Below are 26,461 nucleotides of genomic sequence, written 5' to 3'. Positions count from 1 at the left end.
ATGCCCAACCCCTACGATAATCCGCGGTGTCTATTTCGTGTGGTTTTGGTGGGTCGGGCATGCCCAACCCCTACGATAATCCGCGGTGTCTATTTCGTGTGGTTTTGGTGGGTCGGGCATGCCCAACCCCTACGATAATCCGCGGTGTCTATTTCGTGTGGTTTTGGTGGGTCGGGCATGCCTGACCCCTACGATAATTAGACGGTGTCTATTTCGTGTGGGGGGGCGGCATGCCCGCCCGGCGGGTTTACAATGAAATGCGCGGTGTTTCGCCCGGCCAGAACTCGCGACAACAGGTAATCCATGCCTGTGCGCTGCGCGACAGATAGCTCCCCTCGCGCCAGATTAATCCCAGATTCCACACCAGATCCGACTCCAGCGGCAGCCACAGAAGCTGGCTTTTATCCAGACGCTGACAGATAGGCTCCGGCAGAATCGCCACGCCCATGCCTGCCTGCACCATCGCCGCCAGAAAATCCCACTGCCCGCTGCGCACCGCAATCTGCGGAGTAAAACCACTGGCTTGAAACGCCCGCATCAGCTGGCGATTAAGGGAAAATTCTTCGTTATAGATCAGGATCGGGTGCCCGGCCAGCTCACTGATCGGCATATGGCTGCGGCGCAACCAGGCCTCGGTACGGGGTACCAGCACGCACAGCGGGTGGCTCATCAGCGACAGCGAATTCAGCGGTAAATCATCAGCGACCGGCAGGGCGGTCATGGCAATATCCAGGCTGCCGGACAGCACGGCCTGCTGCACCGTCAGGCCGCCAAACTCGGATATTTTCAGCTCCACGCCCGGATAACGCTGACGAAATGCGGAGATCGAACCCGCAATCTGCATCCCCACCATCGGGGGAATACCCAGGCGCAGCTCGCCGGTTTTTAGCTCGTTGATATCGCTGATTTCCGCTTCCAGCTGCTTAAACTCTTGCAGGATGGTCACGCCGCGCTGGTAAACCGCCTGCCCGGTATCCGTCAGATGCAGTTTACGCCCCTCACGGATCAGTAAGGTGCAGCCCAGCTCATCCTCCAGCTGGCGCAACATCTTGCTAATGGTCGGCTGTGTGACGTAGAGCTGCTCGGCGGCACGGGTGAAGCTTTGCTGACGAACCACTTCCACAAAGTAGCGCAGGGCGCGAACGTCCATAATTATTCCTGTCTGGCATAGTTGGGATAATATTAAGTCATTTTTTTCACCCTTTGTTACCGCTTTATACTCTTTCCCATAAAAACATTCACATGGGGGAAAACAGCATGGCATTGGCACTTCGTCCACAGGGTTCTGCCTGGCGGCATCGGGTACAGGTTCCGCTACAGGTGGCGCTTTATGTCGGGCTGTTTTTAGTCTCAGAACAACTGGTGAGCTGGCTGCATTTACCCCTTCCCGCCAACATCGTCGGGATGTTGTTGCTGTTGTCGATGATTATGCTGCGCGTGATGCCGCTGGGGTGGGTCAAAGCCGGTGCCAGTTGGCTGCTGGCTGAAATGCTGTTGTTCTTTGTTCCGGCCGTGGTGGCGGTGGTTAACTACGGCGATCTGTTGCGCCTCGAAGGCTGGCGTATTCTGCTGGTGATTGGCGTCAGTACGCTGCTGGTTCTGGGGGCTACCTCGCTGGTGGTGGATCGCGTGTATCGTTTCGAGCTATGGCTGGCGGCACGTAAACAGGGGAAGGGCGATGAATGATTTTATCCTCAGCGTGTTATGTCTGCTGGCCACAGTGGCCGTCTACTTCTGCAATAAACGGCTGTATCGCCGCTGGCACCGCCTGCTGCTGATGCCCCTGGTGATGACACCGATGGTGCTGGTAGCGCTACTGGTGGTGGCCCATATCTCCTGGCAGGACTACATCAGTGAAAGCCGCTGGCTCCTGTGGCTGCTTGGCCCGGCCACACTGGCGTTTGCGGTGCCGGTGTATGAGAACATGGCGATCATTCGTCGTCACTGGATGTCGCTCAGTGCCGGGGTGATCACCGCCACGGCGGTAGCGGTATGCAGTTCGGTGTGGCTGGCGCAGATGCTGGCGTTGCCGGAGAGTATTCAGCGCAGCCTGGCAGTGCGTTCCATCACCACGCCGTTTGCCCTTGCGGCAGCGAAGCAACTGGGCGGGCAGCCGGATCTGGTGGCGTTGTTTGTGGTGATCACCGGGGTGTTTGGCATGGCAGTGGGTGACCTGCTGTTCCTGCGTCTTGCCATCAAACAAGGCCTGGCGCGAGGGGCCGGATTCGGTGCGGCATCTCACGGCGCCGGTACGGCACGCGCTTATGAGCTGGGTCAGCAGGAGGGCGTGGTTTCAAGTTTAGTGATGATGTTATCCGGCGTCGTGACCGTGGTGATAGCGCCTGCTATCGGGCATATCATGTGGGCGGTTGGCTAACAGGGCAGGATTCAGTGCGTTTGTAAGGTTACTCAAATTCAACGTGATTAGTTTGTTTCTCATATAATTTCAGGGACGGTTGGTTTACTCTGCAAGCCCGCCGCATCAAGGCGTGAGTAAAAATTAATCAGGAGAATAAAATGAAAAGAGTGGCAATGACAACTGGCGCACTGGCGCTGCTGGCGCTGGCAGGCTCTGCTCAGGCTATCGAAGGTGGCGTGAGTGTGGGTAAGGATTACACTGATGTTCACGTTGGCCTGGGGACAACAACCCCTGGTTTTGCGCTTTCCGGTGACTGGCTGCGTAGCGATCACGATGGCAATGTAGAGAGCCTGGGTCTGGGTTACAACGTCGCGATTGGCGATGTGTTCCTGTCTCCGACCGTTAAAGCGTTGTCTACTAATCCGAAAGACACGAAAGATGGCTACGCGATTGCCATTGGTGGCGGCGTGAAAGTGCCCGTGACCAAAATGTTTAACGTGTACGGTGAGTATTTCTACTCTCCTGATTCGTTTTCCAGCCACATCGATAACTACCAGGAAGCGTCTGCGGGCGTGAGCTTCCAGCCGATCTCTCTGGTGGATGTGAGCGTGGGTTACAAATATATGACGCTGAACGGCAAAGATGGCCGTAAAGATAATGTCGTTGCTGATGGTCCATACGTGGGCGCCGCGCTGCACTTCTAACGCCCTGCCACCCTGTTTGATACGGACGAGGCGTGCCTCGCCCCTACGGTGATGGTACATATACCCGTAGGGGTCGGGCATGCCCGATCCGTTTGACATAGGCGAGGCGTGCCTCGCCCCTACGATGATGATACATATACCCGTAGGGGTCGGGCATGCCCGATCCGGTTTGACACAGGCGAGGCGTGCCGCCCCCTACGGTGATGGTACATATACCCGTAGGGGTCGGGCATGCCCGACCCGTTTGACATAGGCGAGGCGTGCCTCGCCCGTACGGGTTCCGTGTTAATGCCCTTTCCCACCCTCAATGCCGACACCGGTTTGCGATCGCACAAACTGCGCCTGGAAGCGTTGACGTTCTTCCGCACCCGATGCCGAGTTATCGGTCACCGAGAACAGCCACGTACCGATAAATGCTGCCAGCATGGAGAACAGCGCCGGATACTCATACGGGAACACGGCTTTGGCATGGCCCAGCACCTGCACCCACACCGTCGGGCCGAGGATCATCAGCAGCACCGCCGTCAGCAGACCCAGCCAGCCGCCAATCATTGCCCCGCGCGTGGTCAGCTTCGACCAGTACATCGACAGTAAAATAATCGGGAAATTGCAGCTGGCCGCAATCGAGAACGCCAGCCCGACCATAAACGCAATATTCTGTTTCTCAAACATAATGCCCAGCAGGATCGCCACAATCCCCAGCAGCACCACGGTGATCTTCGACACCCGCAGCTCATCACGCTCGCTCGCCTGGCCCTTACGGAACACGCTGGCATACAAATCGTGTGACACCGCAGAGGCGCCGGCCAGCGTCAGACCCGCGACCACCGCCAGAATGGTGGCGAAGGCCACGGCAGAGATAAAGCCTAAGAACAGACTGCCGCCCACCGCGTCGGCCAGATGCACCGCCGCCATATTATTGCCGCCAATCAGTGCCCCCGTCGCATCCTTAAACGCTGGATTAGCCCCGACCAGCAGAATGGCACCAAACCCGATAATAAAGGTCAGGAAGTAGAAATAGCCCATAAAGCCGGTGGCCCAGAACACGCTCTTACGTGCTTCACGCGCATCGCTGACGGTAAAGAAGCGCATCAAAATATGTGGCAACCCGGCGGTACCAAACATCAGGCCCAGTCCGAGTGACAGCGCCGATATCGGGTCATGCACCAGTCCGCCGGGGCTCATAATGGCGATGCCTTTCGGGTGCACCTTCATCGCTTCGGTAAACAGCGTATTGAAGCTGAAGCCAACGGTTTTCATCACCATAATCGCCATAAAGCTGGCGCCGAACAGCAGCAGCACGGCTTTGATAATCTGCACCCAGGTGGTGGCCAGCATGCCGCCAAACAGCACGTACATCACCATCAGGATCCCGACCAGCACGACTGCCACATGGTAGTCCAGGCCAAACAGCAGCTGGATAAGCTTGCCTGCCCCCACCATTTGCGCAATCAGATACAGCGCCACCACCACCAGAGAACCGCAGGCGGAGAGGGTACGGATCGGCTTTTGCTTCAGACGATAAGAGGCCACATCTGCAAAGGTATAGCGGCCGAGGTTACGCAGGCGTTCGGCAATCAGGAAAAGAATGATCGGCCAGCCCACCAGGAAACCAAGCGAGTAAATCAGCCCGTCATAACCGGAGGTGTACACCAGCGCGGAAATCCCGAGGAATGAGGCGGCAGACATAAAGTCCCCGGCCATCGCCAGACCGTTCTGGAAGCCGGTAATATTGCCGCCCGCCGTGTAGTAGTCGCTGCGTGAACGGGTGCGTTTGGAGGCCCAGTAAGTGATCCCCAGCGTAAAAGCGACGAAAATCAGGAACATGATAATCGCTTCGACGTTGGTCGGCTGGCGCTCTACCGCGCCGCTGATGGCATCGGCAGCCAGTACACCACACGGCAACAGTGCTGCCAGCGCAAAGAACAGATGGCGTGATTTCATCCTTTCACCTCATTCAGCAGTTCGCGGGTCAGACGGTCGAACTCACCATTAGCACGCCAGACGTAAATACCGGTCAGCAGGAAAGAAATGACAATTAAGCCTACACCAATCGGAATACCGCGCGTCACGTTGGTCCCTTCATAAAGCGGCGTACCGAGCCAGCCAGGGGCAAAAGCAATCAGCAAAATAAAGCCGACATACAGCACTAACATAATCACGGACAGCAGGGTGGCAAAGCTCTGGCGTTTTCTCACCAGCTCTTTAAATTTCGCACTTCGTTCTATTCTTTCGTAGAGGACATTGCTCATTGTAATATCTCCAGATACAGGGTTATTCCTTTGATCCTTGAAGCATTAACGTCAACGATCGAGGGAATATATTTTTGTTATATCCTGGTACGGACAATATTAAGACGTGAAGCGATCAGATCTGCTCTGCGGCAGGTTTATGATGTCAAGATGAAAAGCAGGGGCACGGTGGCCCCTGTGGGTTATGGCATTTTAATAGACTGTTTCTCTTCGAGTAATTTCTCCACTACGCCAGGATCGGCCAGAGTAGAGGTATCACCGAGATTACTGGTATCACCGGCAGCAATTTTGCGCAGGATACGACGCATTATTTTACCGGAACGGGTTTTCGGTAATGAATCTGTCCAGTGCAATACATCCGGGGTGGCAATCGGGCCGATCTCTTTACGTACCCAATTGCGCACTTCGGTATACAGCTCGGGTGAGGGTTCTTCGCCATGATTCAGGGTGATATAGGCATAAATTGCCTGACCTTTCAGACCATGCGGAATACCCACCACCGCCGCTTCGGCGATTAAGGGATGTGACACCAGTGCAGATTCGATTTCTGCCGTCCCCAGGCGATGGCCGGAAACGTTCAGCACGTCATCCACGCGCCCGGTGATCCAGTAATAGCCATCCTCATCACGACGTGCGCCGTCACCGCTAAAATACTGATTTTTAAAGGTCGAGAAATAGGTCTGCTCGAAGCGTTCGTGATCGCCATACAGCGTACGCGCCTGGCCCGGCCAGGAGTCGACGATCACCAGGTTGCCTTCAGTGGCCCCCTCCAGCGCATTGCCTTCGTTATCCACCAGTGCAGGCTGCACGCCAAAGAACGGATTCGAGGCAGAACCCGGTTTCAGTGCAGTCGCGCCCGGCAGCGGGGTGATCATAAAACCGCCGGTTTCCGTCTGCCACCAGGTATCCACGATCGGGCAGCGGCCATTGCCAATTTTTTTGTGGAACCACTCCCAGGCTTCCGGGTTGATTGGCTCGCCAACGGACCCGAGAATACGCAGACTCGAGCGGTCAGTCCCTTCAATCGCTTTATCCCCTTCGGCCATCAGCGCACGCACGGCGGTCGGGGCGGTATACAGGATCGTCACCTTATGCTTGTCGACCACTTCCGCCATACGGCTCGGTTTTGGCCAGTTCGGCACGCCTTCAAACATCAGCGTGGTGGCACCGCAGGCTAGCGGGCCATACAACAGGTAGCTGTGGCCGGTCACCCAGCCGACATCGGCGGTACACCAGTAGATATCATCCGCCTGGTAATCAAATACATACTTAAAGGTGGTAGCGGCATACACCAGGTAACCGCCTGTGGTGTGCAGCACGCCTTTCGGTTTCCCGGTTGAACCGGAGGTATAAAGGATAAACAGTGGGTCTTCTGCACCCACCTCTTCCGGTTGGTGATGGGGGCTGGCGTTGTTCGCCAGCTCGTGCCACCACAGGTCACGATCGCTGTTCCAGCCAACCTCTTTACCGGTACGACGAAACACCACCACGTTCCCCACGCTGGTGACGTTGGGATTGTTCAGGGCATCATCCACGTTTTTCTTCAGCGGGATGGTCCGTCCGGCACGTATGCCTTCATCGGCGGTGATCACCAGCCGGGCGTTACAGTCGATAATGCGTCCGGCGACCGCTTCTGGCGAGAATCCACCGAAGATCACCGAATGCACAGCGCCAATACGTGCGCAGGCCAGCATGGCAACGGCGGCTTCCGGCACCATCGGCATATAGATAGCCACGACATCGCCTTTATTGATGCCCAGCGCTTTTAAGGTGTTAGCAAAGCGGCAGACGTCCTGGTGCAGCTCGCGATAGGTGATCGTCTTGCTTTCACTGCTGTCATCGCCTTCCCAGATGATTGCCGGATGGTCGCCACGCGTTTGCAGATGGCGGTCAAGGCAGTTGGCCGCCAGGTTTAGCGTGCCGTCCTCAAACCAGCGGATAGAGACATTGCCGGGAGCAAAGGAGGTGTTCTTCACCAACGTGTAAGGTTTAATCCAGTCGAGGATTTTGCCTTGTTCACCCCAAAACGCATCGGGGTCCTGTACCGACTGCTGATACATTGACGCGTACTGCTGAGCATTGATCTGGGTATTTTCCGCAATGTTCGCGGGAACCGGGTAGGTATGTGATTGGCTCATAGCTGGCCTCCTTGAAGATTGTTAATAATATGTCAATCAAAGGTTAAGTGAAGACGCTGGTTTGGCTTTGTTTTCTTTTTGCGCGGCAGATCACGTCATAACAGAATGTGATGGAATCGGGGGAACTGCCTGCTCTAAAGATATTCATTTACCGTCAGAACCGCTGAGATGCGCACGACATGTCGTGCAAAAAAAGCGCATATAGACCATTTTGTTTCTGCGGGGAATGGCGGGGTTATGCATAGCTATGCTGTTTTTATTCTGAATATTTCTAATTATTACAAAGACTTATTTCCTCATGTTAAAGTTAGCGCTTTATCCTGTTAATAGATAGTAAAGTAGCCACATCTCTCGCAGGGTTGCATTTAGTCCGTTGAAAATGGTACTGATTACGCGCCTGTCAATCAGGTTTCAACTATCCACTACCTGCGAATTGCCCGATCCCGGTCAGCCTCCTTTGAGTGTTATTCACTCCGCATGCCATACGCGGAAAGCAGGTTTTGTTAAGGAAATGACACGTTATGAAAGCCGTAAAGTTCAGCCTTGCCTGGCAAATATTGATTGCGCTGGTGCTGGGGATCGCCGCTGGGGCGATATTGCATAATCAGCCAGAAAATCGTGAATGGTTAGTCACCAACGTTCTTAGCCCGGCCGGTGATATCTTTATTCACCTGATCAAAATGATCGTTGTACCGATTGTGATTTCTACACTGATTGTCGGCATTGCCGGTGTCGGTGATGCTAAAAAACTCGGACGTATTGGTGTGAAAACCATCGTCTATTTCGAAGTGATTACCACCATTGCCATTGTGACAGGAATTACTCTGGCGAACGTGTTTCAACCCGGCTCCGGCATTGATATGTCGACGCTGGCAACGGTGGACATCTCTAAGTATGAAGCCACAACGGCGCAGGTTCAGGGGCAGCCACACAGTCTGGTGACCACTATCCTGTCGTTGATCCCGCAGAATATTTTTGCGGCGATTGCGAAAGGCGACATGCTGCCCATTATCTTCTTCTCGGTGCTGTTCGGCCTGGGTCTCTCTTCGCTGCCGTCTGAACACCGCGACCCGCTGGTGAAAGTGTTCCGTTCAACCTCAGAAGCGATGTTCAAAGTCACCAATATGATCATGCGCTATGCGCCGATCGGGGTGTTTGCGCTGATCTCCGTCACCGTCGCGAACTTCGGTTTCGCTTCACTGTGGCCGCTGGCTAAGCTGGTGATACTGGTGTATGTGGCGATCCTGTTCTTCGCGCTGGTGGTACTGGGTGCGGTGGCGCGCTTCTGTAAGCTGCGTATTACGACGTTAATCCGCATCCTGAAAGATGAGCTGATCCTCTCTTACTCTACCGCCAGTTCGGAAACCGTCCTGCCGCGTATCATGGAGAAGATGGAAGCCTACGGTGCACCTAAGTCGATCACCAGCTTTGTGGTACCGACGGGCTACTCGTTTAATCTTGACGGCTCCACCCTCTATCAGAGCATCGCGGCAATCTTTATTGCCCAACTGTACGGCATTGACCTCTCTCTGGGGCAGGAAATCGTGCTGGTGCTGACGCTGATGGTGACGTCGAAAGGCATTGCGGGCGTGCCGGGTGTGTCGTTTGTCGTGCTGCTGGCAACGTTAGGCAGCGTGGGTATTCCACTGGAAGGGCTGGCATTTATCGCCGGTGTTGACCGTATCCTCGATATGGCGCGTACAGCGCTGAACGTGGTGGGTAATGCGCTGGCGGTGCTGGTGATTGCCAAGTGGGAAGATCAGTTTGATGCCAAACAGGCCGTAGCCTATGAAGCGCAGCTAAAAACGCAGACTTCAGTCTGATAACGCCACGGGCTGGTGGCCCTGATCGCCAGCCCGAATCACCTTTCCCGAAGAACCTCTTCCTTTATCGCTATCATTTTATCTGGGGTATCTGTGGGCATTCCCCTGCATCACCTACCCGCCTGATAAAGATGCATTGGCAATATCATAAATTTTCCCTGAAGAATAAAGGCTTACTAAAACCATGGTCTTTTGTTGTTTCCAGACCGTGATTTGCTGTGGGTCAGCGTCCGTGCGTCGATGTTACAAGCTTTGTTGGTCGGATCACTAAATTTATAAAACCCCTGCTAAAGATCCCCTATTTCGCGCCGAAAATATAAAAAAACGTTACTAATTTTTCCTGGTCCAACTCTCGTTGATCCATTCAAGGATTTAACTCATGCGCAATAATTTGCCCGTTACACAGCAAGAATATGTGTTTGGCGATGACGCCACACTCATGTCGACCACCGATACTAACAGCCATATCACTTATGCCAACGATGCCTTTATTGAGGTGAGTGGTTTTACGCCGGAAGAGATTAACGGTCAGCCCCATAATATGGTGCGTCATCCGGATATGCCGCCGGAAGCCTTTGCCGATATGTGGGCGACGCTGAAACAGGGGGAACCCTGGACCGCGCTGGTGAAAAACCGCCGCAAAGATGGTGACCATTACTGGGTACGTGCTAATGCCATTCCGGTGGTGCGTAACGGCAACGTACAGGGCTATATGTCGGTGCGCACCAAGCCGAGTCAGCAGGAGATCCGCGACACCGAGCGTTTGTATCAGGATTTCCGTAGCGGGCGTGCGAAAGGAAAGCGTTTCCATAAAGGGCTGATTGTTCGTACCGGCCTGATGGCCTGGCGCTCCGTCTTCAAAACCCTGCCGCTGCGCTGGCGTATTCGCACCGCGTTGCTGGCACTGCTGCCACTGGCGACGCTGGGCGTCTGGGCACTCGGGCTGAGTCATGGTGCGCTGGGTATTTTTGCTGCGGGCATGGCGGTGCTACTGCTGCTGGCGTCAGCCTGGCTGGAGCAGCAGATTTCACGACCGATTGAACGCGTTTGCCAGCAGGCGCTGCGCGTGGCCACCGGGGCCGATCATAAAGTTGAGCAGATCGACCGGGTGGATGAGGTGGGCACCACGCTGCGGGCGATTGGTCAGCTGGGGCTGATGTTCCGCTGGTTAGTGGATGATGTCAGCGGCCAGGCAATTAATGTACTGAGCGCGAGTGACGCGATTGCGCAGGGCAACAGCGAACTGAGCCGCCGCACTGAACAGGCCGCCGCCAACGTCCAGCAAACCGCGGCCACCATGAATGAAATGACGGCCACGGTGAAGAGCAATACCGAAACCGCTGCCGAAGTGAAAAGCCTGTCGATCAGCACCAGCAGCGCCGCTGTACAGGGCGGTGAAGCGATGAATGATATGGTCAAGATGATGGCGGAGATCACCGACAGTTCGAAGAAAATTGCCAACATCACCAGCGTCATTGACGGCATCGCGTTCCAGACCAATATTCTGGCGCTGAACGCCGCGGTGGAAGCCGCGCGCGCCGGTGAGCAGGGTAAAGGTTTTGCCGTGGTTGCCGGAGAGGTGCGTAGCCTGGCACAGCGCAGCGCCAAGGCCGCCAGTGAGATCAAAATGCTGGTCGAGAGCAGCGCTGACAAAGTGAAATCCGGCACGCTGCATGTCAATGACGCGGGTAAAACGATGGAAAGCATTGTGTCCCAGGTGCAGAACGTGACGTCGTTGATCGCGCAGATCAGCGCGGCAACTGCCGAACAGGCCACGGCCATCGGCGAGATAAGCCTGGCGGTGGAAGATCTGGATAACATTACTCATCAGAATGCGGCAAAAGTGGAAGAGGGCGCACAGGCTTCCGGGCGTATGACGCGGCAGGCCACGCGTCTGGTCGAAGCCATCAGCGTGTTCCGTTAACCTGTCAGGGAAAATCTGTAGGGTCGGGCATGCCCGACCCGCTTAACATTTGTTATGCTGACTCTCCGTTAATCTGCGAGAACCCCATGTCAGCTACCGTCGATTTCTCCTTTGCCCACCGCCCGCTGATCCCCTATGCGCACGATTACCGTCATGGCGACGTTGAGCCGCTGCATCATCACAACTGTGCGCAGCTGGTTCATACTTTGACGGGCGTGGTACGGATTGAGACGCCGCTCGGGCACTGGGTTGTACCGCCGGGACGCGGCGTCTGGTTGCCTGCCGGGGTGAAACATGCGTTGCAGATGACCGGAGACGTTGCGGCACGCACGCTGTTTATCGACCCTCTGGCGCGCGCCGATCTGCCTGCCAGTTGCCAGGTGGTGCAGGTGTCGCCCCTGCTGCGCGAGCTGATCGTCAACGCTCTCGACCTGCCAGAACGTTATGCCCCCGCCAGTCGTGCTGAACGTATTTATGAACTGATCCTTGATGAAATTCGGGTGATGAGCGTGCTGCCTTTCAACCTGCCGGAACCGCAGAGTGCAGCCCTGGTCGGGCTTTGCCAGGCGCTGAGGGCGGCACCGGGCGAACGCTGGACGCTGGAAAACAGCGCACAACGCATTAATGTCAGCAGCCGTACGCTGGCGCGGCATTTTTATCAGGAGACAGGCTTACAATTCAGCGACTGGGTGCGGCGCGCCCGGCTGATGGAAGCCCTGACGCGCCTGGCCCGGGGCGACTCGGTGTTGACGGTATCACTGGAGCTGGGCTATGAGAGCCAGAGTGCTTTCAGCGCCATGTTCCGCCGTATCCTCGGCGTTGCCCCCAGCGACTACTTCCCGGCCAACTGATCCTGAGCCACGGCATTCAGCAGCGCCTGTAACGACGCCCGCGATACATCGCTGTCAATGCCGACGCCCCAGGCGCTGCGATTGCCTGGGAAGATGCAGCGCAGATAGGTGACGGAGCGGCTGTCACTGCGCTGGCCGAGTGTATGTTCGTGATAATCCTGAATGGTAAAGGAGACATCCAGCGCCTGGCGCAGCGCATCGGCCGCCGCTGACAGCAGGCCGTTTCCCCGCCCGCTGATGCTGTAATGTTTGTCGCCCTGCTGAATGCCTGCGTCGAAACGCAACTGCCCCAGGCTGTCGCTTTCGCTGCGGTACTCACCCAGCTGTAAATGTGCCGCTTCCAGACCGTATACCCGGCGAAACAGCTGCCAGATGGCGGCCTGAGTCATTTCACGGCTTTCCCGATCGGCTATCTGCTGCACCTGCTGACTGAAGTCCTGTTGCAGGGCGCGTGGCAGAGCCAGTCCATGATTCTGCTCGATCATCCATGCCGCCCCACTTTTCCCGGACTGACTGTTGACGCGGATCACCGCTTCGTAACTACAGCCAATATCCGCCGGGTCGAGCGGCAGATAAGGCACTTCCCAGCGCTCCTGCGGCTGACGGGCGGCAAAGCCCTTTTTAATTGCATCCTGATGGGAGCCTGAAAAGGCGGTAAACACCAGTTCCCCGGCGTAGGGATGGCGCGGATGCACCGGCAGCTGGTTGCACTGCTCCACCACATCGACCACCTGTTTCATCTGGCTGAAGTCGAGCTGTGGATGAATGCCCTGGGTATAGAAGTTCAGTGCCATCGTCACCAGATCCACATTCCCCGTGCGTTCGCCGTTACCAAATAAGCAGCCTTCAACCCGATCGGCCCCGGCCAGCAGTGCCAGTTCTGCGGCGGCAATCCCGGTGCCGCGATCGTTATGCGGATGCACGCTGATACACACCTGCGGGCGCTGAGAAAAGTGACGGCAGAAGTATTCGATCTGGTCGGCATACACGTTGGGTGTGCTGACCTCCACCGTGGCAGGCAAATTGATGATCATCGGACGTTCGGCACAGGGCTGCCAGACGGCGGCTACCGCCTCACAGATTTCCAGTGCAAAATCAGCTTCGGTAAAGCAGAAAGTTTCCGGTGAGTATTCAAAGGTCCAGTGCGTGTGCGGCTGCTCCTCACAGCGTTGCCGGATCTGACGCGTGGCGTTCACTGCCAGTGCGATAATCTGCTCACGGCTCTGACGAAATACCAGGCGGCGAAACACCGGTGCGGTGGCATTATACAAATGCACGCAGGCCTGCTTTGCCCCCTCCAGAGAGACAAACGTGCGATCGATCAGATCGGCTCTGGCCTGGGTCAGTACCTGGATCGTCACATCATCCGGGATCATCCGCTCTTCGATCAGTTCACGAACGAAATTGAAGTCAGTCTGTGAAGCTGAAGGAAACGCCACTTCGATCTCTTTGAAACCACACTGTATCAGCAACTGCCAGAATGCTTTCTTACGTGCGCCATCCATCGGTTCGGCCAGTGACTGGTTGCCATCACGCAGGTCGGTAGAGAGCCAGCGCGGGGCGGTGGTCAGCGTGCGGCCAGGCCACTGACGATCGGTCAGTGTGACGGGAGGAAAGGCGTGATATTTGTCGGCAGGTTGGTGCAGCATAGTCAGGCTCCTTGTTGGGTGAGTGCCTATTCTGCGGTGAAAATGCGCTGGCTGGCTGGCGCAAAACTGACAACAGCGGATGGAAAAGTGACAACAAACGATGAAAAAAAAGGAGCAGGGGATTGAGCCTGCTCCTTTTGACGCCCTGGTGATGGCGTGACTGCTGAGATGTGATGCGGGCAGTGATTTGCCTGTAATTGTGTTTGATGGCCTGCCGCGCTGCATCTCGTTAGACTTTTATATCATTGGCTAATCAGCATATTGTTATGTTGTGGTTAGCCGATGACAGTTATATACGCAATGCCTGGGGAATGCATTATATTTAATAGAGAAGTGTGATTGATACTGAAGTTTCATTGACACATCATCTTTGTGGGAAATATGTATTAAAATATTAATGTCGAATTTAATTTGATTATTATCAATTGGTTGGTTTGGTGTTTGGATGGCGATTTTATATAGCGTAATGTTGTCATTGAGGCTGATTTTAATCTTTGGCGGGAACGAGTAAATATCCCCGGGCTATCTCCCTTAATGTAGGGTATTGTTTATTAGTTGAAAGGGTAACTAATATTCTTCATTTAACAAGGAGTGCGCAATGAGTCAGTTTTTCATGAATCAGAAACAGCAGGTGGTGAACGACGCGATTGAAGGGGTGCTGCTCAGTACCCCCCATCACAATCTTGCCCGCCTGGCGCTGGGCCCCCAGATGCGTGTGGTCGTGCGCAATGACTGGGACAAGTCACGCGTTGCGCTGATCTCCGGTGGCGGTTCGGGTCATGAACCCGCTCATATTGGCTTTGTGGGTAAAGGAATGCTGACGGCAGCGGTATGCGGCGATATCTTCGCTTCACCCAGCGTGGATGCAGTGCTGCATGCCATTATCAATGTGACCGGGGAGGCGGGCTGCCTGCTGATCGTCAAAAACTACACTGGCGACCGTCTTAACTTCGGGCTGGCGGCAGAAAAGGCCCGGGGGATGGGTTACCAGGTGGAGATGGTGATGGTGCGCGACGACATTGCGCTGCCGGATAACCCACAGCCGCGCGGCATCGCCGGGACGGCGCTGGTGCATAAAGTGGCGGGCTATGCTGCTGAACAGGGCCAGTCGTTGACGGAAGTGGCCGCGCTGGCACAGCAGGCCTGTGATGCCACCGCCTCCATCGGGCTGGCTTTCACCACCTGCCATGTGCCGGGCGAGGCCCGTGACGATCACCGCGTACCGGAAGGGTGCAGCGAACTGGGTATGGGGATCCACGGCGAACCGGGGGCCTCAACGTTAAAAACACAGAACAGCCGCGAGATCGTCGCTGAACTGGTGCATCAGCTGACGGCGAAAAAGACCGATGGGCCGCTCGCCCTGTTGGTGAACAATCTGGGCGGCTTCTCGGCGCTGGAAATGGCGGTGCTGGTGCGTGAGGCGCTTCATTCGGCGCTGGGCAAACAGGTGAAGCTGCTGATCGGCCCCGCTACGCTGGTCAGTGCACTGGATATGAAAGGCTTCTCGCTCTCGGTGATGCAGCTTGATCCCCCTCTGGAAACCGCGCTGCTGGCACCGGTAGAGGTCAGCGGCTGGAGTCCGGCCATGGCGCCTGCGACGGTTGCCGACCTCCCGGCCAAACTGGCCGACTCGCTACAGTCGTGTTCCCCTTCAGACAACCCGGCGACCGCGGCGATCGTCACGACGATTTGCCAGACGCTGATCGGGCTGGAAAGTGAGCTTAACCAGCTGGATGCCAAAGTGGGCGACGGAGATACCGGATCCACCTTTGCGGCCGGCGCGCGTAGCGTTCTGGAGGCGAGCGAAGCCGGGGAGCTACCACTGAATCAGCCAGAGGCACTGCTGACGGTGGTGGGTGAGAAGCTGGCCACGGTGATGGGCGGCTCCAGCGGAGTGCTGATGTCGATTATGTTTACCGCCGCCGGGCAGCAGCTCACCCAGGGCGCATCGCTGGCACAGGCATTCACCGCGGGTCTGGAGCGTATGCAGCACTACGGCGGGGCGCAGGTCGGGGATCGCACGATGATTGATGCCCTACAGCCTGCCTTTGCTGCACTGCTTAACGGCGACGGTCTGACTGCAGCGGCCACGGCGGCTAAAAAGGGGGCCGACAGCACCAGCACCATGCGCAGCGCACGTGCCGGACGCTCCTCTTACCTCAACCAGGAGAGCCTGGACGGGGTGAAAGATCCGGGAGCCTGTGCGGTAGAAAAGGTGTTTGCCGCGCTGGCAGGCTAATCCTCACGGGCTGGCCTTCTTCTTCGGTCAGCCCGCTCTCCTCAATCCAGCGCGCGCTCAAAGCTGCGCAGACGCTTGTAGATCGACATCAGCTCCACCAACGTGGTCCAGGCATTGATCAGATACTGGAACGCGTTGCGCACTTGATCGAACACATTGGTGATCTGCGTCAGCAGGCCAAGGGTGATCGCGCCGGTGATGATCGAGGGAAACAGCACAAAGATGCTGAATACCGCATCCAGTTGCAGATAAAAAATACGGGCGATATTGAAATAGAGATAGTGAAAGTAGAGGCGAAAATAGTTCTTACGTACGTGGCTGAACAGATCGCGCACCAGCGGTGGGCTGGCACGCTGTGCGTCATCCTCACCGTACACCAGCTCTTTACGGTAAGCGGCTTCCACCCGCTGATTACGAAACGACAGTCCTGGCAGTTTAATCCCCACCACCGCCAGTAGCCCGGTGCCGAACAGTGACCATAGTACCGCGGCTATGACCAACGCATACGGGATTTGGCCGAGGATTGGCACGGTTTTTACATGCACTGATAGTGCCACCAGCACCGGTAAAAAGGCGATCAGCGTCATCACCGCATCAATCAACCTGACGCCCATATCCTCAAGCGTCGAGGCGAAACGCATGGTGTCTTCCTGCACGCGCTGGGCGGCCCCTTCGATGTGGCGCAGGCGCGGCCAGTATTCCATGTAGTAGCTGTTCATCGCGGTTCGCCAGCGGAACACGTAGTGGCTGATAAAAAACAGATTCAGCACATCAATCACCACGGCAATAAACGCGATACTGAGAAAGCCGTTTATCTGGGTATAAAACGCCGAGATCTGAATGGTATTCGGGTGTGCCATTGCCTTTTGTATCAGGTCATAGAACGGCTCATACCAGCTGTTAATCGCCACGCCGACCTGAACGGAAAACCAGGTGACAAAGATAATCAGCGCACTGCCGAGAATTGACCAGCGCTGCCAGGGATGCGGGCTGAAGAAAAACCAGCCTCCGGCAAATAGCAGCGTGGCCAGCAGGTAATAACTGTAGAAACCCAGTTCGCCGGGCGAGATAAAACGCAGTGCGTTGTTGGGCAACGTGCCTGGGGGGATCCAGGTTAAATGGATCATCAGATGAGCGAATTTGCTGTCGGCATAGCCAAACCAGAACAAAACGGCCAGCAGGCTCCAGATCGCCACGCTGCTGAAAAACAGCCCTGGCCTGGGAAAAAAGGATTTAAACATAGGCACTCCGCTGTCAATGTCTGGTGGTTATACCGCGATTGACTGTGAGTAATCTCGTTACGGTTGTATCTATTAATGTCCGTGACGAAAATACTTTATTTCCTTTGGTTATTTATGCCATTAATTGGCCCGTACTCTTTATTTTGTGGAAGCGAAAAAACAAATTTACCTTTAAATTCGCGCTATATAGCGTGGTCTTCTGAAAATTAACGCTGAATATTTTTTAACCAAAGCCGATAACGATCAATGAACTGCTGTGAATCGATTGAATTAGCTTGAATTGGCTGATGTTTTCGGTTTATACCCGTGTGGCTTGAGCACACTGAAAGACAAGAATCCTGCTGCCCGCTGGGCGCGGGGGCGGTATATTTTGCGCCAGCGAATGGCGTTTTGCAGCGCTGAAAGTATTCCCTGCAGCGGGGGAAATGACCATCGGCGTCCAGGCGAAAATAATAATGAATGAAAACTCTGATGTCCTGTACCGGCTGCTGGTACAAAGCGTGGTTGATTACGCAATTTATATGCTTTCTCCGGATGGAACCGTCGTTAACTGGAATCCGGGGGCACAGCGTGCCAAGGGGTATCTGCCTGCTGAGATTGTCGGGAAGCACTTTAGCTGCTTTTACAGCTATGAAGATCGCCAAAAAGGCCTGCCTGAGCTTGGGTTGCGTACTGCGCGTGAGAGTGGCCGCTTTGAGACGGAGGGCTGGCGCTATCGCAAAGACGGCAGCGCCTTCTGGGCCCATGTGGTCATTGATGCCATCCGCAGCGAGAGTGGCGAGTTACTCGGTTTCGCCAAAATTACCCGTGATTGTACTGAACAACAACGGCTACTGAGCGAGCAGCGTGCGCAAGAACAGCGTTTCCGCCTGCTGGTGGAAGGGGTGACCGACTACGCTATTTACATGCTGGATGCGGAAGGCCTGGTGGTGAACTGGAATGCAGGCGCCCGCCGTTCTAAAGGCTATACCGCTGAAGAGATTGTCGGTAAGCACTTTTCCTGTTTTTACAGCTCGCAGGACCGGTTGAATAAACTGCCGGAACAGAACCTGAAAACGGCCTATCGCACCGGGCGTTTTGAAGAGCAGGGCTGGCGTTACCGTAAAGACGGTAGCGCGTTCTGGGCGCATGTGGTCATTGATGCGGTACATGACGATGACGGCAAGCTGCTTGGCTACGCCAAAATTACCCGCGACTGCACCGAGCAGCGCCGTATGCAGCGCGAACAAACCGAACGCGAGCAGACATTCCGCCTGCTGGTGGAAGGGGTGAAAGATTACGCCATCTATATGCTGGACCCGCGTGGCATGGTGATGAACTGGAATACCGGTGCACGACGTGCGAAAGGTTATACCGCTGAGGAGATCGTCGGAAAGCACTTTTCCTGCTTCTACAGCGCTCAGGATCGCCTGTTGCAACTGCCCGAAACCAATTTAAAAATAGCCGCCATCAGCGGGCGTTTCGAAGATTACGGCTGGCGCTACCGCAAAAATGGCAGCGCCTTCTGGGCTCATGTGGTGATCGATGCGATCCGTAATGACGACGATCAACTGATCGGCTTTGCCAAGATCACCCGCGACTGCACCGAAGTCCGTGAGTACGAGCAGCAGATCCTGCGCTCGAAAGATCTGGCCGAACAGAACAGTGAAAAAATGGCCTCACTGTCAAAATTCCTCGATACCATCATTGCCAATATTCCCTCCTGCGTCATCGTTGAAGATGTGGTGTCGCGCGAGATCTTGTTGATCAACAGCAAGGCGGAAAAACTGCTGGGCGGCACGCAGCGTGACTTTATCGGCAAACGTGCGCCGGACTGCATGACGGCAGAGATGGGCGAGTACTTTATGCAGCTCTCCGACACCGCGCAGCGCAAAGAAGGGATGCAGCGCAACGAGCGGCTGCTGACCACGCCGGGCGGTGACCGCATTATCAATGGCAGCGCATCGATCATTCGTGGTAACGATGAGCACCATAACTATGTGTTGCTGATCGCGGATGATGTGACCGATCAACGCGCAGCCGATGCCCGTATTCATCATATGGCGCATCACGATAACCTCACCAGCCTGCCAAACCGTGTTCTGTTCAGCCAGCGCCTGACCGAAGCGCTGCGTGAAGACCGTGATGCGCGCCGTAAGACGGCAATGCTGGGCCTTGATCTGGATAATTTTAAAAACGTTAACGATGCGCTGGGTCACCAGGTGGGGGATGATCTGCTGCGTTCAGTGGCGGTGCGGCTACGCGCGGTATTGCGCGAGCAGGACACGCTGGCACGCAGCGGTGGCGACGAGTTCTCGATTGTGCTGCCAGGGTTGACGCATCAGCAGGAAGCCGAAGCGGTCGCCAGCCGCCTGATTGAAACCCTTCGTCCGCCGTTCAACGTCGATGGTCATAACCTGTCCGTCGGGCTGAGTGTGGGGATTGCGATTGCGGACAACGGCATGACCACGCCGGATGAACTGCTGCGCTGTGCAGATATGGCGTTGTATGAAGCCAAGCGTAACGGCCGTAACCGCTTTGAGCACTTCACCGTGGCCATGAGTGATATGGCACAGAAGCGCCGGGTGATTGAAAGCGACCTGCGTGAGGCCATCACCTGCCGCCAGCTCAGACTCTATTACCAGCCGATCACGAACAACCTGCACCGCGAGATTATCGGCTATGAAGCGCTGATGCGCTGGCATCATCCGGAAAGAGGCATGATTATGCCGATGGACTTTATCCCGATTGCCGAAGAGACCGGGTTGATCCACAGCCTGGGCGCGTATGCCCTGTATGAGGCCTGCCGTGAGGCCGCCACCTGGCCGGGTGAGCAAAGCGTGGCGGTAAACCTGTCGCCATTGCAGTTTAAAAACAGCGCGCTGGTCTCGGTGGTCGAAGCCGCGCTGAAGGATTCCGGTCTGGCACCGCACCGGCTGGAAGTGGAGATCACCGAGTCCGTACTGCTGGATAACACCCTGGTGAATATCCATATCTTGCAGAAGCTGAAGGCCTTAGGCGTGCGTATCGCGCTGGATGACTTTGGTACCGGCTATTCATCGCTCAGCTATCTGCGATCGTTCCCGTTCGACAAAATCAAAATCGACAAGTCGTTTATTAACGATATGCATGACAGTCGTGAAGCACTGGCGATTATCCGTGCTATCACTGGCATGAGCCGCAGCCTGGATATTCAGATCACGGCGGAAGGTGTGGAAAGCAACGAGCAGTTTGAACGCCTGAAAGCAGAAGGTTGTACCCTGTTCCAGGGGTACTACTTTGGCCGACCACAGCCGTCGGAAAGCCGCCTGCAAGAGTTTTAACCTCCCCGGGTCGGGCATGCCCGACCCCTACATCATCCTGTTCACAATGTTATTCCCGCCCGGCATAACCCTGTCCACAACGACTTCCCCTGTAGGGGCGAGGCATGCCTCGCCCTCTGCCTGCCACGTAATTTGTTAATGAAATTGTGCCTTTTTGTTTCTATCCCCTCACACCCTGTGCGTATTACTGTTAAAGTAGCGAATGTTGTTACCGGTAACAAAAACAATCTAAACCGCCGGAGCAGTAAAATACCCCTACACTACATGTGACTAAGAAATCATCCAACCCCCATTTTTACGCTCGCCGATGCGAGCGTTTGAGAAGGCAATGTCATGTCAGAGCAAAAAACAGGCAGTACACGCAGGGATTTTCTGCTGAAAACCATTACCCTCGCCCCGGCGATGGCGATTGGCTCCGCAGGGCTGGGTTCACTGGCCGCCGTCGCCCCTGCGGTGGCGAAAGAGGCCGCCGCCACCGGGCCGCAGAAAGCACGTGACTATCAGCCCACCTGGTTTACCCCGGAAGAGTACGCTTTCCTTCAGGCGGCAGTCGCACGACTGATCCCGGCAGATGAGCGTGGCCCCGGAGCGCTGGAAGCGGGCGTTCCCGAGTACATTGACCGCCAGATGAACACCCCGTACGCCACGGGCAGCAACTGGTATATGCAGGGACCGTTCCATCCGGATGCCGATAAAGCGCTGGGCTATCAGCTGCCGCTGACGCCACGTGAGATCTACCGTCTTGGCCTGGCCGACGCCGATGCGCTGGCGAAACAGCAGCACGGCAACGTGTTCGCGCAGTTGAGCGGCGAGCAGCAGGATGCGCTGTTACAGGCGCTGGAAGCGGGCAGCATTGAACTGCCCCAGGTCCCGGCCAAAACCTTCTTCTCCTTCCTGTTACAAAACACCCGCGAAGGCTTCTTCAGCGACCCGATCCACGGTGGTAATCAGGGCCTGGTCGGCTGGCAGCTGATTAACTTCCCAGGCGCACGCGCCGACTTTATGGACTGGGTAGAACGCGGCGAGCGCTACACGCTGCCGCCGGTATCAATTCGCGGGGAAAGAGCATAACCATGGCAAACGAACAGAAAAAAGTGGATGCAGTGATCGTTGGTTTCGGCTGGGCCGGGGCGATTATGGCGAAAGAGCTGACCGAAGCCGGTCTGAACGTGGTGGCGCTGGAGCGCGGCCCGCATCGTGATACTTACCCTGATGGCGCCTATCCGCAGGTGATTGACGAACTGACCTATAACATCCGTAAAAAGCTGTTCCAGGATCTGTCAAAAAGCACTGTCACCATTCGTCACAATGCCGCGCAGACTGCCCAGCCGTACCGTCAGCTGGCGGCCTTTTTGCCCGGCACCGGCACCGGCGGCGCGGGTTTGCACTGGTCCGGCGTGCACTTCCGCGTCGACCCGATGGAACTGCGCATGCGCAGCCACTATGAAGAGCGCTATGGCAAAAGCTTTATCCCGGATGGCATGACCATTCAGGATTTCGGCGTCACGTACGATGAACTTGAACCGTTCTTCGATCAGGCCGAACGCGTGTTTGGCACGTCCGGTTCGGCGTGGAGTGTGAAGGGCAAAGTGGTTGGCCAGGGCGGCAAAGGTAACCCGTTTGCCCCGGACCGTTCTGCTGATTTCCCGCTGCCTGCGCAGAAGCGCACTTACTCCGCGCAGCTGTTCGCCCAGGCGGCAGAAAGCATTGGCTACCATCCTTACGATCTGCCCTCGGCGAATACCTCTGGCCCTTATACCAATACTTACGGTGCGCAGATGGGGCCGTGCAACTTCTGCGGCTATTGCAGCGGTTATGCCTGCTACATGTATTCCAAAGCCTCACCGAACGTGAATATCCTGCCTGCGCTGCGCCAGGAGCCGAAGTTTGAGCTGCGCAACAATGCCTATGTGTTGCGTGTGAATCTGACCGACGATAAGAAACATGCCACAGGGGTGACCTATGTGGATGGTCTGGGGCGTGAGAACGTTCAACCCGCGGATCTGGTAATCCTCTCCGCCTTCCAGTTCCATAACGTGCATTTGATGCTGCTGTCCGGCATTGGCAAGCCGTACGATCCGGTGACCAACGAAGGCACCGTCGGGCGCAACTTCGCCTATCAGAACATCTCCACCATCAAAGCCTTCTTCGATAAAGACGTCTTCACCAATAACTTTATCGGTGCCGGTGGCGCGGGGGTCGGCGTGGATGACTTCAATGCGGATAACTTTGACCATGCCAAATATGGCTTTGTCGGCGGTTCACCAATGTGGGTTAACCAGGCGGGCGTGAAGCCGATTTCTGGCCTGCCAACGCCTCCGGGCACGCCGAACTGGGGCAGCAAGTGGAAGGCGGCGGTGGCGGATCACTATACCCACCACGTGTCGATGGATGCCCACGGTGCACATCAGTCTTATCGCAATAACTACCTCGATCTTGATCCGAACTACAAGGATGTGCACGGCCAGCCGCTGCTGCGTATGACCTTTGACTGGCAGGACAACGACATCAAGATGTCGCAGTTTATGCATGGCCGGATGCACAAGATTGCAGAAGCGATGAATCCTAAGCTGATCAGTGGTGCGCCGAAAGCGGCGGGAACCCACTTCGATACCACCGTGTATCAAACCACCCATATGAACGGTGGCGCGATCATGGGTGAAGATCCTAAAACCAGTGCGATTAACCGCTATCTCCAGAGCTGGGATGTCCCGAACGTATTTGTTCCCGGTGCCTCGGCGTTTCCGCAGGGGCTGGGCTACAACCCGACGGGCATGGTGGCAGCGCTGACTTACTGGTCGGCGAAAGCGATTCGCGAACAGTACCTGAAAAACCCGGGTCCACTGGTGCAGGCATAAGGATAAGCAGATGAAAAAGTTACTTCTTATTGCCCTGTTGCCGGGCATGGTGGCGTTTAGCGCTCTGGCAGACGACAACAACGATGCCCTGATTCAACGCGGTGATTACCTCGCCCGTGCCGGGGACTGCGTGGCCTGCCACACCAAAGCGGGCGGTGAGCCGTTCGCGGGTGGGCTGCCGATGGCAACGCCGATCGGCACGATCTACTCTACCAATATCACTCCGGATAAGCAGAGTGGGATTGGGGGTTACAGCTACGACGATTTCCAGAAAGCGGTACGTCATGGTGTGGCGAAAAACGGCGATACGCTGTACCCGGCGATGCCGTATCCCTCTTATGCGGTGGTCAGCGACGACGATATGCAGGCGCTGTACGCTTACTTTATGCACGGCGTGAAGCCGGTGGCACAGGCGAATCAGGAGAGCGACATTCCGTGGCCGCTGTCGATGCGCTGGCCGCTGGCGATCTGGCGTGGAATATTTGCCCCGGATGTGAAGGCGTTCCAGCCAATCAAAGGGCAGGATGCGGTGCTGGCGCGCGGCCAGTATCTGGTGGAAGGGCTGGGCCACTGCGGCGCCTGCCACACGCCGCGTAGCATTACCATGCAGGAAAAAGCGCTGAACAATGATGAGGGCAGCGACTTCCTTTCCGGCAGCAATGCACCGATTGACGGCTGGACGGCGAGCAATCTCAGAGGTGACGGGCGTGATGGCCTGGGCCGCTGGAGCGAAGATGATCTGGTGCAGTTCCTGCGTATGGGGCGCAACGATCATACGGCGGTGTTCGGCGGCATGACCGATGTCGTACAGCACAGCCTGCAACACCTGACGCCAGAGGATGCGACGGCGATCGCCCGTTATCTGAAGTCGCTGGGCGCGAAAGATCCGAATCAGGTGGGCTTCACGCCGGACGATACGGTAGCAAAAGCGCTGTGGAAGGGCGATGACAGCAAGACCGGGGCGTCGGTGTATGTCGACAGCTGCGCGGCCTGTCATAAGACCGATGGCAGCGGCTATAAACGCTTCTTCCCGGAACTGCGCGGGAATCCGGTGGTGCTGGCCGAAGATCCCACGTCGCTGATCCATATCGTGCTGAGTGGCGCACAGCTGCCGGGCATGAAAGATGCACCGACCACCATCACCATGCCGGCGTTTGGCTGGCGTCTGAACGACCAGCAGGTCGCCGATGTGGTGAACTTTGTCCGCACCAGCTGGGGCAATACCGCAACGTCTGCGGTGTCGGCCGGTGATGTGGCGAAGGTGCGTAAGGATGAGGCCGTGGTGCATCAGCAGGGGAATGTTGATGTGGAGAAGTTGACGCCGTAACGGGCTGAGCGACACATCATGCTTTCGTAGGGGCGAGGCACGCCTCGCCCTGGACGACAGGAATTCGTAGGGGCGAGGCACGCTTCGCCCTGGACGACAGGAATTCGTAGGGGCGAGGCACGCTTCGCCCTGGACGATAGGATCTCGTAGGGGCGAGGCACGCTTCGCCCTGGACGATAGGATCTCGTAGGGGCGAGGCATGCCTCGCCCTGGACTTCCGGTCCGCCCATTGCAGGCCATTATTGCCCGTAATACGCCCCCGCCCCGTGCTTACGCAGATAATGTTTATCCAGCAGCACCTGCTGCATATCACGCATCCCCGGCGTCAGCTGGCGCGAGAAAATCCCCATATAGGCAATTTCTTCCAGTACCACCGCGTTATGCACAGCGTTATCCGCGCTGCTGCCCCAGGCGAACGGTCCGTGGGCGTTGACCAGCACCGCCGGGATTGCCGTCGGGCTGATGTCGCGTGAGCGGAAGGTGTCGATAATCACTTCGCCGGTGTTGTGTTCGTAATTTTCAGCGATCTCCTGTGGCGTCATCAGGCGCGTGCAGGGGATGGTGCCGTAGAAATAATCCGCGTGGGTGGTGCCCCAGGCAGGCAGATCCAGCCCGGCCTGCGCCCAGATGGTGGCATGGCGCGAATGGGTGTGCACGATGCCGCCGATATCAGCAAACGCCCGGTACAGCGCCAGGTGGGTGGCGGTATCGGAAGAGGGCTTCTTGCTGCCTTCCACCGTGCGGCCGCTTTCCAGCTCCACCACCACAATATCGTCAACGGTCATGCCGTCATACTCCACGCCGGAAGGCTTGATCGCCACCAGCCCGCGACTGCGGTCAATGGCGCTGACGTTGCCCCAGGTAAAGGTCACCAGATGATGGCGCGGCAGGGCCAGATTGGCCTCGAAAACCTGCTGTTTCAGCGTTGATAAGCTCATTGTAAGCCTCCTTCCTGCATTTTTTGTTCAATCCAGCGCCGGGCCTGCACGATCTCGGCCACCGGCTCCTCGGCTTTTTCTGTCCACATCTCAATCAGGAATGCGCCACGATAGTTAAGCTGCTTCAGCGTGCGGAACACGCCGACAAAATCGACGCAGCCCTCGCCAAACGGCACGTCACGAAACTGCCCCGGCGAACTCGCGGTGACAGGCTGGGTATCCTTTAAATGGATAGCGGCAATGCGGTCAATGCCCAGCGCCAGCTCGGCGGCGACGTCGTTGCCCCAGGCCGTCAGGTTGCCGACATCGGGGTAGACGGTGAACCACGGCGAGGCCTGCTGCTTATCCCAGTGTTTCCATTTGCTGATGGCGTTCATAAATTCGGTGTCCATGATTTCGACGGCCAGCATCACCTGCGCCGCAGCGGCGCGATCCACCGCCCACGCCAGCCCTTCGGCAAAGCGTGCCACCGTGCCTTCATCGTGCGGTTCGTAGTAGACGTCGTAGCCCGCCAGCTGGATGGTGCGGATGCCGACGTCTTTTGCCAGCTGGATCGCCTGCTCCATCAGCTTATAGGCCTGCTCACGGATGGCCGGGTCACGGCTACCGAACGGAAAACGGCGATGACCAGACAGGCACATCGAGGGAATGGTCACCCCGGTTTCCATCATCGCGTTGACCAGCGACAGGCGCTGCTCCTTGCTCCACTGTAAGCGCGACAGGCGCAGGTCGGTTTCATCCACCGACATCTCGACGAAGTCGAAGCCGCAGGCTTTCGCCAGGGCAAGGCGTTCCGGCCAGCTCAGATGAGAAGGCAGGGCTTTTTCATAAATTCCCAGCGGGTGTTGGCGCATGG

The 26,461-nt window shown here is 56.5% G+C and carries 19 protein-coding genes; 11 read left to right on the top strand and 8 right to left on the bottom strand.

The annotated features are described in order from the left end of the window. Positions 1-247: 247 nt before the first annotated feature. Complete coding sequence (locus WH279_RS22495) at positions 248-1,150, bottom strand: LysR family transcriptional regulator (RefSeq protein ID WP_133842639.1); 903 nt, start codon at positions 1,148-1,150, stop codon at positions 248-250. A 107-nt stretch (positions 1,151-1,257) separates the two neighbouring features. Here WH279_RS22495 and WH279_RS22490 point away from each other — a divergent pair, with 107 nt between their 5' ends. The 3 genes from WH279_RS22490 to WH279_RS22480 all read left to right on the top strand — a co-directional run bounded on the left by WH279_RS22490 (position 1,258) and on the right by WH279_RS22480 (position 3,063). After that, the gene (locus tag WH279_RS22490; protein ID WP_167864298.1) at positions 1,258-1,686 is read left to right on the top strand and encodes a CidA/LrgA family protein; all 429 of its coding nucleotides are present in this window, start codon (positions 1,258-1,260) and stop codon (positions 1,684-1,686) included. Beyond that, positions 1,679-2,377: an LrgB family protein gene (locus tag WH279_RS22485; protein WP_339459047.1), complete on the top strand. Its 699-nt coding sequence runs from the start codon at positions 1,679-1,681 to the stop codon at positions 2,375-2,377. Before WH279_RS22490 ends, WH279_RS22485 begins: the two co-directional genes overlap by 8 nt. Positions 2,378-2,517: 140 nt before the next feature. Continuing rightward, positions 2,518-3,063 (top strand): YfaZ family outer membrane protein, encoded by a 546-nt coding sequence (locus WH279_RS22480; RefSeq protein WP_133842636.1) that lies wholly within the window; start codon positions 2,518-2,520, stop codon positions 3,061-3,063. Between the two features lie 285 nt (positions 3,064-3,348). Here the strand turns inward: WH279_RS22480 and actP are convergent, their stop codons facing one another. The 3 genes from actP to acs all read right to left on the bottom strand — a co-directional run bounded on the left by actP (position 3,349) and on the right by acs (position 7,453). Continuing rightward, the gene (actP, locus tag WH279_RS22475; RefSeq protein WP_133842635.1) at positions 3,349-5,007 is read right to left on the bottom strand and encodes a cation/acetate symporter ActP; all 1,659 of its coding nucleotides are present in this window, start codon (positions 5,005-5,007) and stop codon (positions 3,349-3,351) included. Then, complete coding sequence (locus WH279_RS22470; RefSeq protein ID WP_200644061.1) at positions 5,004-5,315, bottom strand: DUF485 domain-containing protein; 312 nt, start codon at positions 5,313-5,315, stop codon at positions 5,004-5,006. Before WH279_RS22470 ends, actP begins: the two co-directional genes overlap by 4 nt. Positions 5,316-5,497: 182 nt before the next feature. Beyond that, positions 5,498-7,453, bottom strand: coding sequence for an acetate--CoA ligase (acs, locus tag WH279_RS22465; RefSeq protein WP_339459043.1), 1,956 nt, complete (start codon positions 7,451-7,453; stop codon positions 5,498-5,500). A 521-nt stretch (positions 7,454-7,974) separates the two neighbouring features. On the opposite strand from acs, the gene gltP reads away from it, so the two are divergent. From gltP to WH279_RS22450, 3 genes are all read left to right on the top strand, one after another. Then, positions 7,975-9,276 (top strand): glutamate/aspartate:proton symporter GltP, encoded by a 1,302-nt coding sequence (gene gltP, locus WH279_RS22460; RefSeq protein WP_133842632.1) that lies wholly within the window; start codon positions 7,975-7,977, stop codon positions 9,274-9,276. A gap of 379 nt (positions 9,277-9,655) precedes the next feature. Continuing rightward, the gene (locus WH279_RS22455; RefSeq protein WP_339459040.1) at positions 9,656-11,200 is read left to right on the top strand and encodes a methyl-accepting chemotaxis protein; all 1,545 of its coding nucleotides are present in this window, start codon (positions 9,656-9,658) and stop codon (positions 11,198-11,200) included. A gap of 86 nt (positions 11,201-11,286) precedes the next feature. Continuing rightward, positions 11,287-12,051: an AraC family transcriptional regulator gene (locus WH279_RS22450; RefSeq protein ID WP_200644065.1), complete on the top strand. Its 765-nt coding sequence runs from the start codon at positions 11,287-11,289 to the stop codon at positions 12,049-12,051. On the opposite strand, the gene leuA is transcribed toward WH279_RS22450, so the two are convergent. Further along, the gene (gene leuA, locus WH279_RS22445; protein ID WP_339459032.1) at positions 12,033-13,700 is read right to left on the bottom strand and encodes a 2-isopropylmalate synthase; all 1,668 of its coding nucleotides are present in this window, start codon (positions 13,698-13,700) and stop codon (positions 12,033-12,035) included. The two genes, WH279_RS22450 and leuA, sit on opposite strands and share 19 nt — an antisense overlap. Before the next feature lie 598 nt (positions 13,701-14,298). Between leuA and WH279_RS22440 the strand changes: the two genes are divergently transcribed. Further along, positions 14,299-15,939: a dihydroxyacetone kinase subunit DhaK gene (locus WH279_RS22440; protein WP_339459029.1), complete on the top strand. Its 1,641-nt coding sequence runs from the start codon at positions 14,299-14,301 to the stop codon at positions 15,937-15,939. 41 nt (positions 15,940-15,980) lie between these two features. On the opposite strand, the gene sbmA is transcribed toward WH279_RS22440, so the two are convergent. Continuing rightward, positions 15,981-17,180, bottom strand: coding sequence for a peptide antibiotic transporter SbmA (gene sbmA, locus WH279_RS22435; RefSeq protein WP_200644068.1), 1,200 nt, complete (start codon positions 17,178-17,180; stop codon positions 15,981-15,983). 455 nt (positions 17,181-17,635) lie between these two features. Here sbmA and WH279_RS22430 point away from each other — a divergent pair, with 455 nt between their 5' ends. From WH279_RS22430 to WH279_RS22415, 4 genes are all read left to right on the top strand, one after another. Continuing rightward, complete coding sequence (locus WH279_RS22430) at positions 17,636-20,482, top strand: EAL domain-containing protein (protein ID WP_339459025.1); 2,847 nt, start codon at positions 17,636-17,638, stop codon at positions 20,480-20,482. 333 nt (positions 20,483-20,815) lie between these two features. Beyond that, positions 20,816-21,553 carry a gluconate 2-dehydrogenase subunit 3 family protein gene (locus WH279_RS22425; RefSeq protein WP_339459023.1) on the top strand — a complete coding sequence of 246 codons (738 nt, stop codon included), beginning with the start codon at positions 20,816-20,818 and terminating at the stop codon, positions 21,551-21,553. 2 nt (positions 21,554-21,555) lie between these two features. Further along, the gene (locus WH279_RS22420) at positions 21,556-23,340 is read left to right on the top strand and encodes a GMC family oxidoreductase (protein WP_167864302.1); all 1,785 of its coding nucleotides are present in this window, start codon (positions 21,556-21,558) and stop codon (positions 23,338-23,340) included. 10 nt (positions 23,341-23,350) lie between these two features. Continuing rightward, on the top strand, positions 23,351-24,667 hold the full coding sequence (locus tag WH279_RS22415) for a cytochrome c (RefSeq protein WP_227535231.1): 1,317 nt from the start codon (positions 23,351-23,353) through the stop codon (positions 24,665-24,667). 239 nt (positions 24,668-24,906) lie between these two features. On the opposite strand, the gene araD is transcribed toward WH279_RS22415, so the two are convergent. Continuing rightward, positions 24,907-25,605 carry an L-ribulose-5-phosphate 4-epimerase gene (gene araD / locus WH279_RS22410; RefSeq protein WP_339459020.1) on the bottom strand — a complete coding sequence of 233 codons (699 nt, stop codon included), beginning with the start codon at positions 25,603-25,605 and terminating at the stop codon, positions 24,907-24,909. After that, positions 25,602-26,459: an L-ribulose-5-phosphate 3-epimerase gene (locus WH279_RS22405; protein WP_133842621.1), complete on the bottom strand. Its 858-nt coding sequence runs from the start codon at positions 26,457-26,459 to the stop codon at positions 25,602-25,604. The genes araD and WH279_RS22405 overlap by 4 nt, the downstream gene beginning before the upstream one ends. Positions 26,460-26,461 lie beyond the last annotated feature (2 nt).

The sequence above is a fragment of the Erwinia sp. MYb375 genome (genome assembly GCF_037479175.1).
Classification (GTDB): Bacteria; Pseudomonadota; Gammaproteobacteria; order Enterobacterales; family Enterobacteriaceae; genus Erwinia; species Erwinia rhapontici.
The sequence above is the reverse complement of the archived record's forward strand: the minus strand, read 5'-3'. Positions and strand labels throughout refer to the sequence as shown.